This is a genomic window from Pseudoalteromonas sp. OFAV1, assembly GCF_021532595.1.
Taxonomy (GTDB): domain Bacteria; phylum Pseudomonadota; class Gammaproteobacteria; order Enterobacterales; family Alteromonadaceae; genus Pseudoalteromonas; species Pseudoalteromonas lipolytica_C.
This window is the reverse complement of the sequence record NZ_JAKGBG010000040.1, coordinates 1-15,342: the sequence shown is the minus strand read 5'-3', so window position 1 is coordinate 15,342 and position 15,342 is coordinate 1. Positions and strand designations below refer to the sequence as shown.

Sequence of the window (15,342 nt, the reverse complement as noted above, 5' to 3'; positions counted from 1 at the left end):
GCGGTCTTAATATGCCTATCGGTCAGATTTAAAATGAAAGGTTAGGAGGGGTCATGGAAACCGAATTTGAAGTTTTACCCTTTGTACATTACTGAATTTGTTGATTCTCTTAAGTTAAATAAATAGATGGAATAAAGGAATTGATGATGTCCAATGAAAATAAATCTTTGATTACAGCGGCTACAGAAATTATCTTAAAATGTTCAAACGACACGTTAGAAGGTATTGCTCAAAGAGCTTTAGTAGAGCTACAGAGCCGGGGAAACAAAGAGGCGCTAGAGGCTAACAGTTCGCTTTGTGGGAAGCTTTTGGGTGAAATAGAACATAATTTGAAATAAATTAAATTGGTGGGGATGTATGAGCAGAATGCGAAATGATTTAGAGAGTGTTGACATAGTAAAGGAGTTGAGTTCTTGGCCATTTGCTTTATTTGTTGCGTTAGTTTTTGCAGCTATCTTACTAATGCAGTTATTATGGAACACTATTTCAGGACTTTACTTTCAAAATGCATATGAAGCTATTGTGTTGCCATACACTCTTTATATTGTTCTCAATCTATACTGGTGGGGAAATGGCTTAGAGTTAAATAAGACTAAGCTGTTTTGTATGGGAGTTTCATTCGCGCTCCTTTTTCTCCCTTGCTTATATTTACTTGCATCAGGGCAGTTAGACCGTCACAGTTTGATATTTAGTGAATATGATGCCAGTTTAAGTCACTTACCTTACGCCAACGTGTTGCCATATATCTCAATTGCGGCTCTTGTAATCCCGTACAAAAATTTTCTATCTCGGGAAAATCGTGTTTAACTGTATTATGAAAATTTATGGCCTATCAGTATGTCTATAGTGTATGAATTTAAATTAAAAACTTTCATTGATCGTTCAATTAGCCCAAACTTATATCGCTTCTTAAATTTAGCCATAAACACAGAAAGTGAGCCACCATCCGGTTTGTTTAATGAATTTATTAATCCAGATATAGCTGAGCGAGCATTTAACTTTATTCGTTATTCAAGACCGCCTGAGATGGTTTGGTCCGCACCATATACTGAGTGGGATATCGAGGATATTTCGAATTCGTGGTTTAAGCACAGCCAAGTAAATGGACATGATGCTGAGTTAATTCGTGACTTTATTTCAACTAAGGTTACAAAGACGCTTTTCTTTTTTAACAAGAAGACAGAAACAGACTTATCTGAGCTATCAGAAGTGATTTCATTTTATCCAAAAACATTGTTTAAGGATGGGTTCCTATTTATTTCAAATGAATACTCAAGTAATGATTCATTTAACTTTGAAGAATTAGTCTTGTTTCTAAATGAACACCGAGATAATGAACAGCGCATGCTAACAGCATTTAAAAATGATGATCAAGTAATGCCAAAAGTTTGCCTCCATATAAATCAAGGAGAGATAGAGTTGTTTGAAGGGGCGTATGAAACGGTTAGTGTTAACAACAACACCATACAATACGATCGAAACGGATTTTTCTGTGGAGAATTTGCTGAAAATCCAGAAAATAAATTTACCACAGAACAGTATGGCTTTTTGCCTCCAAGAGAATTAAAGTACAAAATTGATTGGTTAGATGAAGATGATGTAGCAATGGTTAAATCTGCAATTGAAAGATATTAGCAACGATAACGAAACTTGCTTATTTGATATTAGAGCGTAAACTTGGTTATATAAGTAAATTTTGACGTAACTGGGTCTATTAATATAACCTTTTAACGATAACATTTAGATGTAAGAACACAACTAACATTAAGGGCATTAATGTGGATTCTGACGCAGTTGCAATGAAGCCGGGTAAAGTAGAAGTTTTATCGCTACGTAAAATGAATTTTCTATTATTTGCGTTTGATGCACCTCCTCCGGTCAAAGCGCCATACAATCGAGTTATTACTTCAGAAATGGTAAAAAACAGATCGATTGTTAAATCTGGTGCCGTAACGAACTGGACAGCTCATGGTTGTATTGCTGTCGTTAGAAACGATGATGGATTAGAAGGCGCATTTTGGCATGATGAAATTGAACGAGTATCATAATTTTCGAAGTAAATTTAATAGTTAACCATCAGGATATCGGTCATGAGTAAAAGTATTGGAGAGCTATGCGAGAAAAGTTCTCGGTTAGCAAAAGAGACAATAAGCGTTCATGAGGAAATTGAGCAATATTGCAACAAAATAGCCCAGAGATTATTAAAAAATCCAAACTTCGAATTCAGCTCTTTGCCTGATCCTATTGTTGAAAGTGCATTTTATGGTGCCAACAAACCAGAAGAGGGGTGGTCTGCATTCCTAAAGTCAGAAATTAAAGCGGCTTTAAAAAGTAGTGGTGATTTAAAATAAGGAAGGACGTTCAGTTATTAATATTCGCTAGCCAACCTTTTTATCTCAATTGACTAATCTTTACGGGGCCATATTTTGAACTTAAATACAGCAATTTTAGCTACTTTAACAATCATTGTTATTACTCAAGTGCTCAGACAGTTATTACCTAATTTATTTGCCTGTGTTTGGCAACTAGCATTGTATGAACTAGTTCCTACAGGTCTTACTGGGCATCGATGGTTTAAAGATAAAAGATCGCTATTTTTCTTCTCTAAAGATGAAATATTAATACATACTTACCCTGTTTTCACCCAGCCCAATTTACGAAATGTTGTACTGTTAGGAGGACTGAGCTTTTGGATGTTATTAAATTTCAATCTAGAAGATATTAGACAGGGAATCGATATCATTACTTTGATTTTGTTGGGGGCCGCTTTTTTAGTGATCCCAATAAAAGTAGCCAGTGAGGGAATAAATAATTTCAATCCTGATTATTTAATTTTACTTGCTTCTAGCATTGTTAGCTATTTAATCGCTTTGCAGTTTGTAATCATTATTTTTTAAGATTAAGGAGTGTAAGATGAATTTAACTCAGTACCTTTGTCAGTTACTTGCTGAAGAGTGCAACGAATTAGGTCAAAGAGCATCGAAATTGTCTAGGTTCGGGAAAGATGAAATACAGCCCAATCATTCATTAGATAATTTCGAAAGGCTCAGGTTAGAGAAAGTTGATTTACTGGTTGTTTACGATCTTCTTCTTTCTGCTATGGGTAAAAATGATAGCGATAGTTTTTTTATCAATAGGAGAGAGCATGTTGCAAAGCAACGTAAAATAATCGAGTTTACAAAATTAAGTGTTGAGTGCGGTCAAGTTACTCAAGATGTACTTGATGAGCTTATAACGTATACTTTCTTAGCAAAGTGAGTCAAATAAGCTAAATGATGTCGCTCTAGTTATCCTAGGTGCCAAGTAAAATCATGCAAGATGATATAGCCGTTTTTGTGAGTGGGAAACCATAATGTCAGAACAAGAGTCTTAAAAGTTTGATTGATATGTTAATAAACGAAAATAAAGACACACTTATAAAGCACATAGAGTCCACGCGCAACATAACTATCACTTTTCTTGGTGATAATTGCGTTCAATATAGAAGGTGTGGAGAAGAGCAGACAATTACTATTGAGCGAGACAAGTTTGATCACTGGAAAAAAGTAGCTGCTATAGATCTTAATTTCTAATTCTTCTGGCCAATAGATAAGTCGGCTCGTTAACTTGTAAGTATGGCACCTAAGCTTGGTTATTCTTTATACTTGTCAATAATGACATTTGTCACTATAATTAATGACAAGCGTCAAGAGAGGTGAATAATCATGAGAGCCGCAGAACCAACCACGAAAACAAAACAAGATTTTCTTACCATAATGTCAGATGGCGATTTAAACTCGCACTCTAGCCCTATTGCTGAAATTAATTTTGCACAGCAGGGTATTACAACACAGGGCTTACGTGCGTTCGCTAATCATTTGCATTGGGAAATTGCATCGATTGCTAAGGCAATCGGTACAACGGAACGAACGCTCATTAGAAACAAAACTAAACGCCTTAGCATGCAAGTAAGCGAAAATGCGCTTGAAATAGCGCGACTGAGTGGTTTTGGTGCCGATTACTTTGGAGGTGTTGATAATTGGAATCAATGGTTAGACTCGCCAAATCTACAGTTTAATGGTGAGCCGCCAAGATCTGTAATTAACACAATCCGTGGACGCGAGCTTATTAGGCGCGTTATCAATGGCCTAAAATACGGGTTTACTGCATAATGCTTGTATATAGAATCGCACCAAAAGAATTCAATGATGAAAATAATTGTCTTCAGGGATATGGTGGCGTCCTATCAGAAGGTCGATGGCACTTTTCAGGGGCGCCTATTGTTTATACTGCATCCACGCGCTCTTTGGCAATGCTAGAAAGGTTAGTTAATGATTCTCGTGAAATTCTCAAAACTGACCTAAGTATTGTCATTATCCAGATACCCGATAACTTAAAGCTAATCAGGATTGTTGAGGGTGAATTGGATGATGGGTGGGACTCAAACCCTTATATTCCAGAAACGCAAACATTGGGCTCAGATTTTTTAGCTGATAAAAACGCAGCTGTATTGCAAGTGCCATCAAGTTTGTGTGCTGATGAGTATAACTTTATTATTAACCCGCTACACCCAGATGCTAAATTAATTAAATGTACAGACTGTACGGACTTTAAGTATCCCCTAAGATTGGCAGACAAGCTTAAGTGAGCGTTTAGCTAATTGGTGCTATTGGTTCTAGATGGACTTGAAAGAAGCATTAATTGAAGCCAAAGAAGAGAAAAGGAAAACGTGTATGACAAAAGGTTCGCTAATTTTTTTAACGCTTATCGTGGCGATGTTACCGATAATTATTACTCAAATATTGGTGATATTGGCAAAAATAGACCTTAATAAAGCGAAAGAAAAAACTCTTTCAAATAAAATGCTGCCTGAAGAGGACTTCGGCAGAGGCCAGATAGAATCCTATAAACTTGATGATGCAAAGTTGACACGTAATAGGGTAATTATGGTTTGTTCTGTTATTTCTATTCTTGTCATTATTTCTATTCTTGTAGGCTAATCTTTTTAGAATATGGAGTGGTGATGAATAAGTCAGAAAAAGAACGCTTAGCTCTTATTATCTCTGAAATGAAAACATCATACAGTTCATCACCAGATGTTGCTCTTTGGGGTGAAAAGCTTTTGGCCGAGTTTACCGGTGTATCTTCATTTGTAGAACAGTTTGATGAAGTTCAGAATATAGATAATGTAGCGAATGCTTATAACTCATACATTGTTGAGATGAGTAGCTCATGCTCAATGAGGGAAAGCACTGATTATCAGATCAGTAAAATGGGGATAAACGGTACAGAGGGCTTGTATCATGCCTTTGATAGTTACTTTTGCCGCGACAGATCAATAAGTCTACAAAGAGTGGAGGAGTCATTAGGGGGCGATAAAATTAAAGCAAAATTGATGGTCAAACAACTTCTTAATGATGACGAATTTATCTTACTTCTAAATAAGTCTGAAGATTTGACGGCGGATCAAAAAGAACTCTTTACTGGTTGTCTCTTAAATCCTAGTAATTCATTATAAATAGGACCATCTAATGTTAGTAACAGCAAATATGATTGAGCAATCAATTAGAGATTTGCCGGAAAGGTGGGTGTCAGATAGAAAGCTTGCCGGAAAGCTTAAGGCCAGACATCTACGGGGTGGTAAGATTACTCGTCGAGATAGTAAAGAAGGTGCCGGAACTGTGGTCTATGCAATGGGCTTTGATGAGTTAGGTAACTGCGTTGCATTATGTCAAGATGGGCATATAAGACAGTTTATTAATTGAGCTATACTTCTAACTGTGAAATAAATCACTTTTTGCTTCATATTGTTCCTTACTTTGATAGACTTTTATAATTAACCAAAGTAAGGATTATTAACAGTGTCAAAAGCAGAACCGGTAATTACATATCGCTTATTAGATAAAAATTACACTCGTTATGCTCGTGGAAAAGAGCATGCAAAATTTATGATCATTGAAGACGATAAAGAGTTAGGGCCCTTGTGGATGTCTAATGAAGACATTAAGGAAAACGCCAAAAATAACCCTCAACAAAAAGATATATTATTTTCGGGCTTAATTTAAGTTTTTATACTTTAAATATTATATGTAGCTAAATTTCTGTTTGGTGAAAAAAATGGCCATCGCCTGCTTTGAGGTATAGGCTCTAATTTATTGCCGAATAAGTAAACAAACCAACAATTAGGTTATTGATGAATGTCAAAATATTACAATCTTAAGAGTGAGGCAAGAATGCATTCACTGATTCAACTAGTTATCGCTATATTTGCTATTTCAGGCATTTTTTTTATTTTTGGTTCTGATTACCTTTTAGTAGGTTTTTTTGTTGCTTTGCTAACCAGCCTTCCAATTATCTGGAGTGCATATCAATATTATAAATACAGTAAGTCTTAATGTTAGATTAGGCTTTAGTTAGATATTGATATGAATTTTGTGTTCAAAAAAATCAAATTTTCCAATATTAAATACGTGCCTTTATTTGCACTGAGGCGGGTGAAATGAGAAAACTATCATTTAAACTAGTTATATGTAGCATGCTTTTTATGTACATGTCTGGCTGCTCAGATGGTGTAAGTATTCAAGATACATACCCAAAAATTCAATATGGTAAAGCTTACGCGCTTGGGTCATTTATTAAAGATATCAACCTTCAAAAAGTTGGGACCATATCAACAATGATGCGTGTCGGCCAAGACTGTAAAATGCGAGTAACTGTATCAAAATTTAAGAATCATAGCGTAGAAATAAAACCTGACTCCATCGATTGTGTAAATCCAGAAATTAGCCGAAATCTTTCAGAAAAGTATGTTTCTTTGGCTTATGTGAATGTTGAACAGCAGTTACCAAGTCCTAAGGATAATGTTAGGTTTGAACTATACGTAAATAGTTGGCAGGACATCCCAAAATAAGTTGAGGCCTATTTGGGGTAGAGAAAATCGCGCAATATTTAACTGATATGAGACAGAATCTTGCACATGTTAGATAGCTAAAAAATAGGAATGGTTATGGATTGTATTGAAAATCTTCAGTTTAATCAGATAAAAATGCCAATCACAGATAAGTTGTTGAAGGATTGTGACTTAGTTTATCAAGGTCAACATGATAATTTACGGTTATATATCGACAAACAAGGTGATGGATTTCAAGCTATGGCTGTTGAACTTAACTCACATGATAGTGATGCAGTTCTTTGGCATAGCGACAGTTTTTTTGTGGATGTAGTATTTACATTATCTAGTTGTTTTGACGGTGCAAGACACTTGCAAGTAGCCAGAGATGATGACGGAATTGGTGGTTACTTATACTGCCCCAACATGAAAGATTTAGCTGCCATGGTGAACTACTCGGAGCTAAAGCTCGCGAGCTTCCAAGATAGTAGCCTAAGCTACTAACCTTTCTTTTTTGACGCTTCGTTGGACACTGCTAATCGAGCTTTTGGCTCGACTAGTCTTACGATTGCCTCCACGTCCACTATCTGACTTGGTTCTGAGAACTCCATCGTCAGACAACTCCGTTCCAGAGTCTAAAATGAGATTGATTGCCCGTTTCTTTATAACCAATGATGCATTGTTGTCTGCATTGTCAGTATTGCCACAGTTACCGCACACAAATAACTCTTGTGATTTACGGTTGTCGGGGTGAGTGTGACCGCATTTAGCGCACTCCTGACTGGTATGGGCTGGGTTTATTTTGAAGACGGCTTTTCCTGCTTGGTAGGCCTTGTATTTGGTGTAAGTCTCTATGATGTGCCAGCCAACGTTTAAAATAGACTTGTTTAGCCCAGCCTTTTGTTTGGCTTTGTTTGACACATACCGACCTTGTTCATCCTGCTTCGCCTTTGGCTTGCGCGTCATGCTTGAGGTTCGTAAAGCCTCGAACACTATAATCTTAGCCATACTAACAAGTGAACGACTGGTTTTATGAGCAAAATCGTTACGGATATTCGCCTTTTTAGCATGGTGCGTAGCAATGCGATGTTTGGTCTTATTTCTTCTATACGAGCCTTTTTGCTGACGCGCTAGTTTACGCTGCAAACGCTTAATGTAACGGTCAGATCTGCTCATGTTCTTTTTCTGGTTTTCGCAGAAATCGAACGTTATAGAGCCTGCATGGACAGGAATTGCCACGCCACGATCTACACCAATAGTATGTTCTTCCAGATATTTTTTGGTTGAACCCTGCAAGAATTCCAAATGTTCAGCATTGCTAGGAAGTTCTTCTTCACTTTGGCCGTTTTCATAACAGAAAGATACATAATATTGACCTCGCTCTTTACGGATATACAGCGAGTTTGGGATTTCGAACTTGCCATGCGCTTTAAAGGATAAGTAACCAATATTATTAGTCTTCGTGCCGATAAATAGTCGTAAGTTTCCATCTTCGCAACGTTCGAAGCTGAACACCTCACGAGTAAGATAGATGCTACCTCGGTCAGTTTTAGGTTTGCGCTTAGGTCGCCCACACATGCCTTTCATGAATTTTTGGTAAGTCTGATACCAGTTAACTGCGCTGTTTCGGATAATCTGACTAGGGCATCGAGATAGCCAAGGGGTTAACTCCTTCGACTTGAATTGTGATGTTTTCTGGTCAATTGGAACATAAGTGCCCGTTGGGTAGTATTTACGTGCAAAGGTGCGGAAATACTTTTCTTCGTCAACTTTGGCATTCCAAATGCTACGCGCACATCCCATCCACTGGCTCAGAACCAGTTTTTGATATGATGTTGGGTTGGCACGAAACCGAATACCGGTTAACAAATCGCCCTCTATTTAACTGTATGCATATACAGCACATAATAATTCCTACTTCATTAAAGTCAAGACTGTTCGCCTTGACTCGCAGCTAAAGCAGGCGAGAATGTGGCGAACATTTGTTCAATATTTTACGCGAACTAGAACTAAAATTGTGTGATCAAGCGGATAAATTAAATGATGGTTACGAATTCGAAAACAAAACCACGTTAAGTGTATAATTAGGGTCTAGCCCAAAAGTAATTGTTATTTGATTTGTAGCTGTTAAATTAATTAAAAAAGCTCAGTAAGTTGAAATCTTACTGAGCTTTTCATTACAGGTTAACCATGTACTGTTTTTTAACTTTTCGTTGCTTCCAGTTACGTTGATTGACTAAAGAAATATCATCCCATGCATTCACAATACGATTTTTATGTCGCTTAGCTCGGATACGTGGTGCTAATTCCTCAGCTATACAAGCATCATATTGACGTCTTTCGTTAGTGGTTTTCGGGCTACGATACCACTTCCAGAGAAACTTCTTTTTTGCATGTATATACTTTAATTGCCACTCGTTACCATATCGCTCATGTTCAAGTAAGCCACGGTTGTCAGGACTAATGCGACCATAAGCCCATGAACGGCGAAATGAATATGAGCGCGTTGTATGTATATTCAAATCGACAGTGTCACCTAACTCATTTACTACTTGAGCAACCGGGTAGATGCTGTGTCTATATTTTTTAGACTTAATTTCAGCAACTCGATCGTCAAATTCGTCTAAGGTTTCTGTAGGAAATTGCTGGATATTAGCAACCTCACAGTGGCGTACCCACTTAGAACTACAGTGACCTTGTTCAGATTCGGCGATTGTTTTGAATTTTTCTCCGCAATTACGACATGCGTAGTGAGGAGTTTTGTCCACAGAGTAGCAACCTCTGTTAGCGCGATAAAGCTCAATATTGTCGAAAATATTTTTAGTACCATTCGGTAAAAGTTCGACAATTTTTGGAACAAACGGTTTTATTTCGATCATTGATTTTCTCCAACTTAAAAATAGTTAGAAAAAAGTCATTAACCCTTTTATAGAAAATCTCTTCATAACCTTTCCAGTTATTGATTACTTTTTTAATAATACACAAAAAAAGATTTTAAGTATATCTTTTTTTGTAATAAATTGGCTTGCATATAGAGCAAGCCAATGAAAATAGTAAAACGCTTTTACCTATTGAAAGGCTTTAATGTATTTTACCCAGTATTGAGATGGTAAGTTACCAACAGTGTCGATAGTATTGATTGTGTATACGCCAGCTGGTAATTTTTGACTCGTAAATGATGTAAATGCTCCAGATACGTAGTTAATGTCCAGTTGCTCTACAACTTCACCGCTTGTGTTTTTAATTACGTATTTAAAATTGTCTCGGTATGTTTTGTCGCCATTCAAATCCCAAGTTGACTGAATTTCAATCGTTGATTCTTCTAAGATATGGAAAGTAATAGTCTCATTTAGAGCATTACCATTTAGCTGTCCATTGTTCATATCTTTGTTATATTTATAACCTTCAACATAGAGGTTGAAATTAGGGTAGGTTAATTCTTTATTAGTGTTTGTGTCTCTAAAATACGAATTAACACCATCTCTAACGTTGAAGTTGTTGACATCAACAATAGCAATTCGATTTTGCCCTGCTGGAAACTCAAGAGACATATCCGGCGTGACGCTAACTTCTTTGATGTACATGTCATTGTAATCAAGAGACTCCTCTTCCCACGCTTTTGCAGTTAATCGATATTTCCCCGCCATAATCTCAATATTTGTTTCATAATGATTGTAAGGGGAAGTGCCGCCAGTGGCATCTTTCTGCGGGTATAATGGTAGTGACTTTGTCATATAAGCTTTTTTGCCATAGCGATCATAAATAAATTCATTATCTAAGCTTTCTAAAACAAGGTGAACTTTATTTCTCACAGAGTTGTAAGGAACATCATTAATATCAACTCTAAGCTTACCACCGTTTAAAACAGTAATATCTAGGCTAGAAGTGTATTGGCTACCGTCATAAAGGATATTATCCTGTAGTACAAAGTATTTGTCGTCAACAACGCCATCAACCAAAAACTCGTAATTTAATGTACGGTTATTGATAGAAGGAGATGTAGTCGCGGCAGTGCCGGTTGTCACTTCATTAAAGCCATCAATAGCGACATTTGTTTTAGGCATTGATAAAGGTGCTGACGATGTGATTTCTTTTACATAACCGAGGTATTTATTATAGCCTGAACTTGTCAAACTATGTCGCTCGCTATAGTTTGATATTTTATAGTTGCCCGGTGGTAATGTGGTTTTTAAGTCAGAGTAGTCATTAGAACCACCATTATTTGGTGTTGAAAACTTAATTAGCCCTGTTTGGCTAACTAACTGCCCATTTTGGTTGTAGAGTGGGCCACCATCGACATTTTCAATTAACATCTCCGTGTAGTAGAGGTAAGAATTTGTGATGTTTGTTCGATGTTCGCCGCCGTAAATGCGAAAAGTTGAGAAATCATCTAATGTAAAATCTAAATGATCATCTGGGAATACGTTAAAATTAAAGCTTACAGTATCGTAATTGCCAGCATATACGTTTGTGTCAGTTAAGAATGTGTAAGGGTATCCAGAATGGTCGGCTGTTGCATAGTTTGTTTCAGATGATTCTAGAAAGGTTAATCGACCGGCATTACTGCCAGCTGGAAAGCTCGAAACAGGTTGTTCTGCTGGTGGAGTGATAAAGGCATTAGAGCTTCCACCTCCTGAAATTGCTTCATCATCTTCAGATTCTTCAGTATTATCTTCTGTATCGCTACCTGAACCATCAGTTTTAACGAGCTTACTGTAACCTAGTGGGAAACGATAGTTATTGCCCTTGTAAGAACTAGATGGATTAGGAGATAAAAAATCGTCACTCGACGTTTCAGGCTCCGCAGCTTGAACGTTCAACGTCATCGAGGCAAGAACCCCAGCCACTAACGTTAATAAATACTTTTTGTTTGTCATAATTAACCTTATTCATAGATTTAAAATAGTTACTTGAACATAATACATGATTAATTATCAGCCGTGCAAAAAAACACTTTTTAGTTTTGTGAATAAACTTGCCAATTCAACAAAAGTCCTTAATATGGTTACTTAAATAAAGAGTTAACAACAACAAGCGAGCGAAAATGGATAGCGTAGAAGAGATTTTAGCTGGAAGTGGTATAGGTACATTATTACAGGCAGTCGGGAATCAATTAAAGGAAAGAGGGGTAGATGTTGGTAGCATTAGTATTGGTTCAGATACATCTTCCATGGAGTGGTACAAAAATAAAGTATTAAAGCTTCTATCTCAAGATTACTACTCAGCAAGCGATATTGATAAAATTATCGAAGATTCTGAAATCTTTACTAACTTCAAAGTAAGGCTTTATAAATTACTTCCTCGTTTCATAACGGAAGATAACTTTTTAAAATCTCTTTGTAGTTTGAAAATTTATAATCGTGTCAAATACAAAGAAATGCTCGTTACTTATGCCGACGATCCATCGTTAAACATAAGCAACGGCCTAAAGAAAAAAGAAGAAAATCACTTAGCTAGCTACGCTCTTTTGTTGTTTGGGATCATAGATAGTCTTGAGAATAAGTCTGATAACATCAAATATGAAACGTGCTTAGAATTTAGGTTTATTCAATTCGGCTTGAATAATATAGGTCTTAAGTGCCCAAACAAATATAATATGTTTCTCAGTTTTTGTTCTGGTTTAGATGAGCTTGAGCCCAGTACGAGACAGTTGATTGATTTAATAAAGCGGAATCAAAGTCCTGATGTTGTAAGTAGTGAAGTTGATAAGGATATTCTTCCAATTATCGACTGTATTTTTAAATTTCTAAAACAGACCTCTCCAGAAGATCTAACTGTTGAAGAAAAGAATGGTATCATTGCTTTTATGGCAGGGTATAGAGCACTTTTTCAGGTAAATCTACACTATTTATACTCTTGTTCATATGGGCATGACTGGTTATTGGCCCATACTGGGTTCTGTTCCGTTGAAATAGAGAAAGATGGTACGATAATTACTAACGAAAACTATGAACTCATACACCGCCAAGTTACAGAACTAGCCTTTAATGATAATCACGAACTCCAAAACTACATAATCAAGTCTAGCGAAATTACGCTTGGTGTCATGGAGTTTTTCAATGTTAAAAAAGCTGACATCGTCATTTTAACCTCACTCCTTGCTATTAATTGCGCACCGTTACTAGGCGATATTATAGACGCTTCAAAAGAAAGGGATTTGTTGCTAAAGCTTAACAACAAATCAAGCAAAGAAGAGTTTTTAAAACTATCAGAATCATTAATACTCAATATTTCAACACTGTTATCGTGCGAGCTTAATAATGATGACTGTAAAGAAATGCTTAGTACATTACTTAGCGATTTTGATGATATAAGTAAGAATCTTGGCGCTATATGTGATCTTCAAAATCTGACAGACAATTATAAGCATTACAAAGAGCTCGCAGACTTTACATGCAACGAAGTGAGAATCTATCAAGAATCAATAGGCAATTTAAAAGAAGATATTGAAGGCTACCTTGCGACATTAAATACCGGTAAGGTGCAAGAGAGTATTTCTAGAATAGAGTCATTAAAGGCCGACTATTGCCATGATATTGATAAACTCTTTGTTCATGGTAAGGAGTTAGTTACTTTAGCTAATGAATCAACTGTTCAGAATGACAATACAGGTAACAACGAACTGACTGATTTAGCTGATGAAAATGCAACGCTTAAAGATGAACTAGAAAAGACGAAAACAGAGCTTGAAACGTGGTATAGAGAATCCGAAATTAGTGAAAATACATTAAAAACTTCCAATGATAAGTTGGCAGCAGAAAATCAGTCCTTAAAAGAAATAATGAAAGGGCTTAACTCAGAATTAAAGATTTCAGATGCTTTCAATAAAGTGTTTTTTTCTAGACCTACAAAACCAACGATTCTAGATATCAAGGCAGTAATTCAAGAGCAATTTCCATTCGTAAAGTTCGCAGATAACATTAACAAACCTATTGAAAACTGTATTTTTGAAAACACAGCGAAATTGACAGACTATTTGTTCCGAATTTGCGATAGTTACTATCCGCAGATCATATCTGGTAAACCAGATAGTGTAGCTAAAACATGTTTGGGGACCGTATATTACCCTCAAGAAAGTGAAATGGTGAACTCGAGTAAAAAGAATCGAGCTCTTCGGGACTTTGTTTTTGATGGCGAAGTCATAACAATCAATAAACACATTACACTAGGTTCGAAACATGACAAGAGAGCGACTATTCAAGTATTCTTTGATATTAGAGGTAATCAATTATTGATTGGTTATATCGGTGAACACTTGTCAAAGTAAATTTAATATTGCCAAACGAATTGGTTTGGCAATTAGTTTATTTGCTACATATAAAGATAATTATTGACTTTCGAAAGTCATCCCTATAAGGTAAATTAGAATATAATTTAAGGGAACATTATCATAATGATGTCACGTGACATATATCCAATTTGGTATCAAAAAAATCGACCATTTGCTAAACAAGCAGGAAGTATTATTTCCGGGAGTGGGCTAGTTCCTGCTTCTATTGAAAGTATTCAGCTAAAAATTTTCACTAAATGGAACGAGTCATTAAGTAGAGGCACAGTAAGCCCTGATGAAATAAAAACAGATCTTATTAAAGAAATAGGATTAGCTGCCTATTATGGCTCTTTCTGTAAGTCAGGGCGACAAATTTTCGCTGTTAGTGATGAGTTAGGACAAATGTTTCTTCATACTTCAGCTAAAGATGTTCCTATAAGTAGTTTGAAGTCACCATATGATGGTTATTTTATCCAATTTCACTCACCAGTAAATTGGGGGCAGAATGAAATTGTGGGTGCATTTATTATGGATGAAGAATCAATTCCAATGCTTCAGGTATGTTTGGTCCTAAATCCTTCTGATAGAGGTGAACATTGGATGCGATCACCAGCTGGGTATTTTCTTATTACTCTGGATAGAGATAATGGCGATGCTACTTTAGCTAAGCTCATAGAAGATTCTATTGAGTCCGAGATAGTAGCCAAATGGGAAACTGCTTCAAAAGCAATGAACTTACCTTCAAACCTTTCGGAATCTGAAATAATAGATCGGCGCAGTGAAAGAGCTATGCGTGAAAGTATGGATTTAAAGTCAGCCAAAGAAGCTATAAATATCGCACTATCATATGTGGCAAACTGTTTGTGCTACCTATCATCAGATGAGCTTAACAGAAGTGTAGACTACACAACTGATACTCCAAAATCGTTACTAGAAAAGCTACAAAGTTCTAAGACGCCAAAAGCGGTACAGAAAGCAAAGTCATTGTTATCCAATAACGGTTATATACCAATTACTTACATTGGTAAGAATGTAGGTAAAAGCGAAATATCACTAGGGCTATCTGGTTCTGTAGTAAAAGAACACTGGAGAAGAGGTCATTGGCGTAATCAGTTTTATGGGGAGGCACGTTCTGAACGGAAGTTAATTTGGATCAAGCCAACACTAGTTGGACATCATGCTAATGAACAATCTGAAAATACAG

20 protein-coding genes are annotated in these 15,342 nt (G+C 36.4%); 17 read left to right on the top strand and 3 right to left on the bottom strand.

Annotated elements, in window-relative coordinates:
- Positions 1-143: 143 nt before the first annotated feature.
- The 15 genes from L1267_RS17850 (at position 144) to L1267_RS17780 (ending at position 7,372) form a co-directional block, all read left to right on the top strand.
- Entirely contained in the window at positions 144-338 is a 195-nt protein-coding gene (locus tag L1267_RS17850; protein WP_235383654.1) for a hypothetical protein, read from the top strand.
- 19 nt (positions 339-357) lie between these two features.
- Entirely contained in the window at positions 358-807 is a 450-nt protein-coding gene (locus tag L1267_RS17845) for a hypothetical protein (protein ID WP_235383653.1), read from the top strand.
- 30 nt (positions 808-837) lie between these two features.
- The gene (locus L1267_RS17840; RefSeq protein ID WP_235383652.1) at positions 838-1,635 is read left to right on the top strand and encodes a hypothetical protein; all 798 of its coding nucleotides are present in this window, start codon (positions 838-840) and stop codon (positions 1,633-1,635) included.
- A 143-nt stretch (positions 1,636-1,778) separates the two neighbouring features.
- Positions 1,779-2,048: a hypothetical protein gene (locus L1267_RS17835; protein WP_235383651.1), complete on the top strand. Its 270-nt coding sequence runs from the start codon at positions 1,779-1,781 to the stop codon at positions 2,046-2,048.
- Positions 2,049-2,090: 42 nt separating this feature from the next.
- Entirely contained in the window at positions 2,091-2,351 is a 261-nt protein-coding gene (locus L1267_RS17830; RefSeq protein ID WP_235383650.1) for a hypothetical protein, read from the top strand.
- Positions 2,352-2,426: 75 nt separating this feature from the next.
- A complete protein-coding gene (locus tag L1267_RS17825) occupies positions 2,427-2,897 on the top strand; it encodes a hypothetical protein (RefSeq protein WP_235383649.1) in 471 nt (156 codons plus the stop codon).
- A gap of 16 nt (positions 2,898-2,913) precedes the next feature.
- Positions 2,914-3,258, top strand: coding sequence for a hypothetical protein (locus L1267_RS17820; RefSeq protein WP_235383648.1), 345 nt, complete (start codon positions 2,914-2,916; stop codon positions 3,256-3,258).
- Between the two features lie 446 nt (positions 3,259-3,704).
- Positions 3,705-4,151, top strand: a complete 447-nt coding sequence (locus L1267_RS17815) for an antitoxin Xre/MbcA/ParS toxin-binding domain-containing protein (RefSeq protein WP_235383647.1) — start codon at positions 3,705-3,707, stop codon at positions 4,149-4,151.
- On the top strand, positions 4,151-4,627 hold the full coding sequence (locus L1267_RS17810) for an RES family NAD+ phosphorylase (RefSeq protein ID WP_235383646.1): 477 nt from the start codon (positions 4,151-4,153) through the stop codon (positions 4,625-4,627). The genes L1267_RS17815 and L1267_RS17810 overlap by 1 nt, the downstream gene beginning before the upstream one ends.
- Before the next feature lie 31 nt (positions 4,628-4,658).
- Positions 4,659-4,979: a hypothetical protein gene (locus tag L1267_RS17805; protein ID WP_235383645.1), complete on the top strand. Its 321-nt coding sequence runs from the start codon at positions 4,659-4,661 to the stop codon at positions 4,977-4,979.
- A 23-nt stretch (positions 4,980-5,002) separates the two neighbouring features.
- The gene (locus tag L1267_RS17800; protein WP_235383644.1) at positions 5,003-5,497 is read left to right on the top strand and encodes a hypothetical protein; all 495 of its coding nucleotides are present in this window, start codon (positions 5,003-5,005) and stop codon (positions 5,495-5,497) included.
- Between the two features lie 13 nt (positions 5,498-5,510).
- The gene (locus L1267_RS17795; protein WP_235383643.1) at positions 5,511-5,744 is read left to right on the top strand and encodes a hypothetical protein; all 234 of its coding nucleotides are present in this window, start codon (positions 5,511-5,513) and stop codon (positions 5,742-5,744) included.
- 96 nt (positions 5,745-5,840) lie between these two features.
- Positions 5,841-6,044 carry a hypothetical protein gene (locus L1267_RS17790; protein ID WP_235383642.1) on the top strand — a complete coding sequence of 68 codons (204 nt, stop codon included), beginning with the start codon at positions 5,841-5,843 and terminating at the stop codon, positions 6,042-6,044.
- 434 nt (positions 6,045-6,478) lie between these two features.
- Positions 6,479-6,889: a hypothetical protein gene (locus tag L1267_RS17785; protein ID WP_235383641.1), complete on the top strand. Its 411-nt coding sequence runs from the start codon at positions 6,479-6,481 to the stop codon at positions 6,887-6,889.
- 96 nt (positions 6,890-6,985) lie between these two features.
- Complete coding sequence (locus tag L1267_RS17780; RefSeq protein ID WP_235383640.1) at positions 6,986-7,372, top strand: hypothetical protein; 387 nt, start codon at positions 6,986-6,988, stop codon at positions 7,370-7,372.
- Here the strand turns inward: L1267_RS17780 and L1267_RS17775 are convergent.
- The 3 genes from L1267_RS17775 to L1267_RS17765 form a co-directional block, all read right to left on the bottom strand.
- Entirely contained in the window at positions 7,361-8,737 is a 1,377-nt protein-coding gene (locus tag L1267_RS17775) for an RNA-guided endonuclease InsQ/TnpB family protein (RefSeq protein WP_235383639.1), read from the bottom strand. The two genes, L1267_RS17780 and L1267_RS17775, sit on opposite strands and share 12 nt — an antisense overlap.
- Positions 8,738-9,045: 308 nt before the next feature.
- Positions 9,046-9,747, bottom strand: a complete 702-nt coding sequence (locus L1267_RS17770) for a hypothetical protein (RefSeq protein WP_235383638.1) — start codon at positions 9,745-9,747, stop codon at positions 9,046-9,048.
- 189 nt (positions 9,748-9,936) lie between these two features.
- Positions 9,937-11,745: a hypothetical protein gene (locus tag L1267_RS17765; protein WP_235383637.1), complete on the bottom strand. Its 1,809-nt coding sequence runs from the start codon at positions 11,743-11,745 to the stop codon at positions 9,937-9,939.
- A 167-nt stretch (positions 11,746-11,912) separates the two neighbouring features.
- On the opposite strand from L1267_RS17765, the gene L1267_RS17760 reads away from it, so the two are divergent.
- Both L1267_RS17760 and L1267_RS17755 read left to right on the top strand, forming a co-directional pair.
- Positions 11,913-14,135: a hypothetical protein gene (locus L1267_RS17760; protein ID WP_235383636.1), complete on the top strand. Its 2,223-nt coding sequence runs from the start codon at positions 11,913-11,915 to the stop codon at positions 14,133-14,135.
- A gap of 126 nt (positions 14,136-14,261) precedes the next feature.
- On the top strand, positions 14,262-15,342 hold a 1,081-nt coding region (locus L1267_RS17755; protein WP_235383635.1), incomplete at its 3' end, for a hypothetical protein.

Excerpts from the sequence above, each read along its gene's own strand:
- L1267_RS17850 (WP_235383654.1), top strand. The coding sequence starts at position 144 with ATGATGTCCAATGAAAATAAATCTTTGATTACAGCGGCTACAGAAATT.
- L1267_RS17845 (WP_235383653.1), top strand. The coding sequence starts at position 358 with ATGAGCAGAATGCGAAATGATTTAGAGAGTGTTGACATAGTAAAGGAG.
- L1267_RS17840 (WP_235383652.1), top strand. The coding sequence starts at position 838 with ATGTCTATAGTGTATGAATTTAAATTAAAAACTTTCATTGATCGTTCA.
- L1267_RS17830 (WP_235383650.1), top strand. The coding sequence starts at position 2,091 with ATGAGTAAAAGTATTGGAGAGCTATGCGAGAAAAGTTCTCGGTTAGCA.
- L1267_RS17820 (WP_235383648.1), top strand. The coding sequence starts at position 2,914 with ATGAATTTAACTCAGTACCTTTGTCAGTTACTTGCTGAAGAGTGCAAC.
- L1267_RS17815 (WP_235383647.1), top strand. The coding sequence starts at position 3,705 with ATGAGAGCCGCAGAACCAACCACGAAAACAAAACAAGATTTTCTTACC.
- L1267_RS17810 (WP_235383646.1), top strand. The coding sequence starts at position 4,151 with ATGCTTGTATATAGAATCGCACCAAAAGAATTCAATGATGAAAATAAT.
- L1267_RS17805 (WP_235383645.1), top strand. The coding sequence starts at position 4,659 with ATGGACTTGAAAGAAGCATTAATTGAAGCCAAAGAAGAGAAAAGGAAA.
- L1267_RS17800 (WP_235383644.1), top strand. The coding sequence starts at position 5,003 with ATGAATAAGTCAGAAAAAGAACGCTTAGCTCTTATTATCTCTGAAATG.
- L1267_RS17795 (WP_235383643.1), top strand. The coding sequence starts at position 5,511 with ATGTTAGTAACAGCAAATATGATTGAGCAATCAATTAGAGATTTGCCG.
- L1267_RS17785 (WP_235383641.1), top strand. The coding sequence starts at position 6,479 with ATGAGAAAACTATCATTTAAACTAGTTATATGTAGCATGCTTTTTATG.
- L1267_RS17780 (WP_235383640.1), top strand. The coding sequence starts at position 6,986 with ATGGATTGTATTGAAAATCTTCAGTTTAATCAGATAAAAATGCCAATC.
- L1267_RS17770 (WP_235383638.1), bottom strand. The coding sequence starts at position 9,747 with ATGATCGAAATAAAACCGTTTGTTCCAAAAATTGTCGAACTTTTACCG.
- L1267_RS17765 (WP_235383637.1), bottom strand. The coding sequence starts at position 11,745 with ATGACAAACAAAAAGTATTTATTAACGTTAGTGGCTGGGGTTCTTGCC.
- L1267_RS17760 (WP_235383636.1), top strand. The coding sequence starts at position 11,913 with ATGGATAGCGTAGAAGAGATTTTAGCTGGAAGTGGTATAGGTACATTA.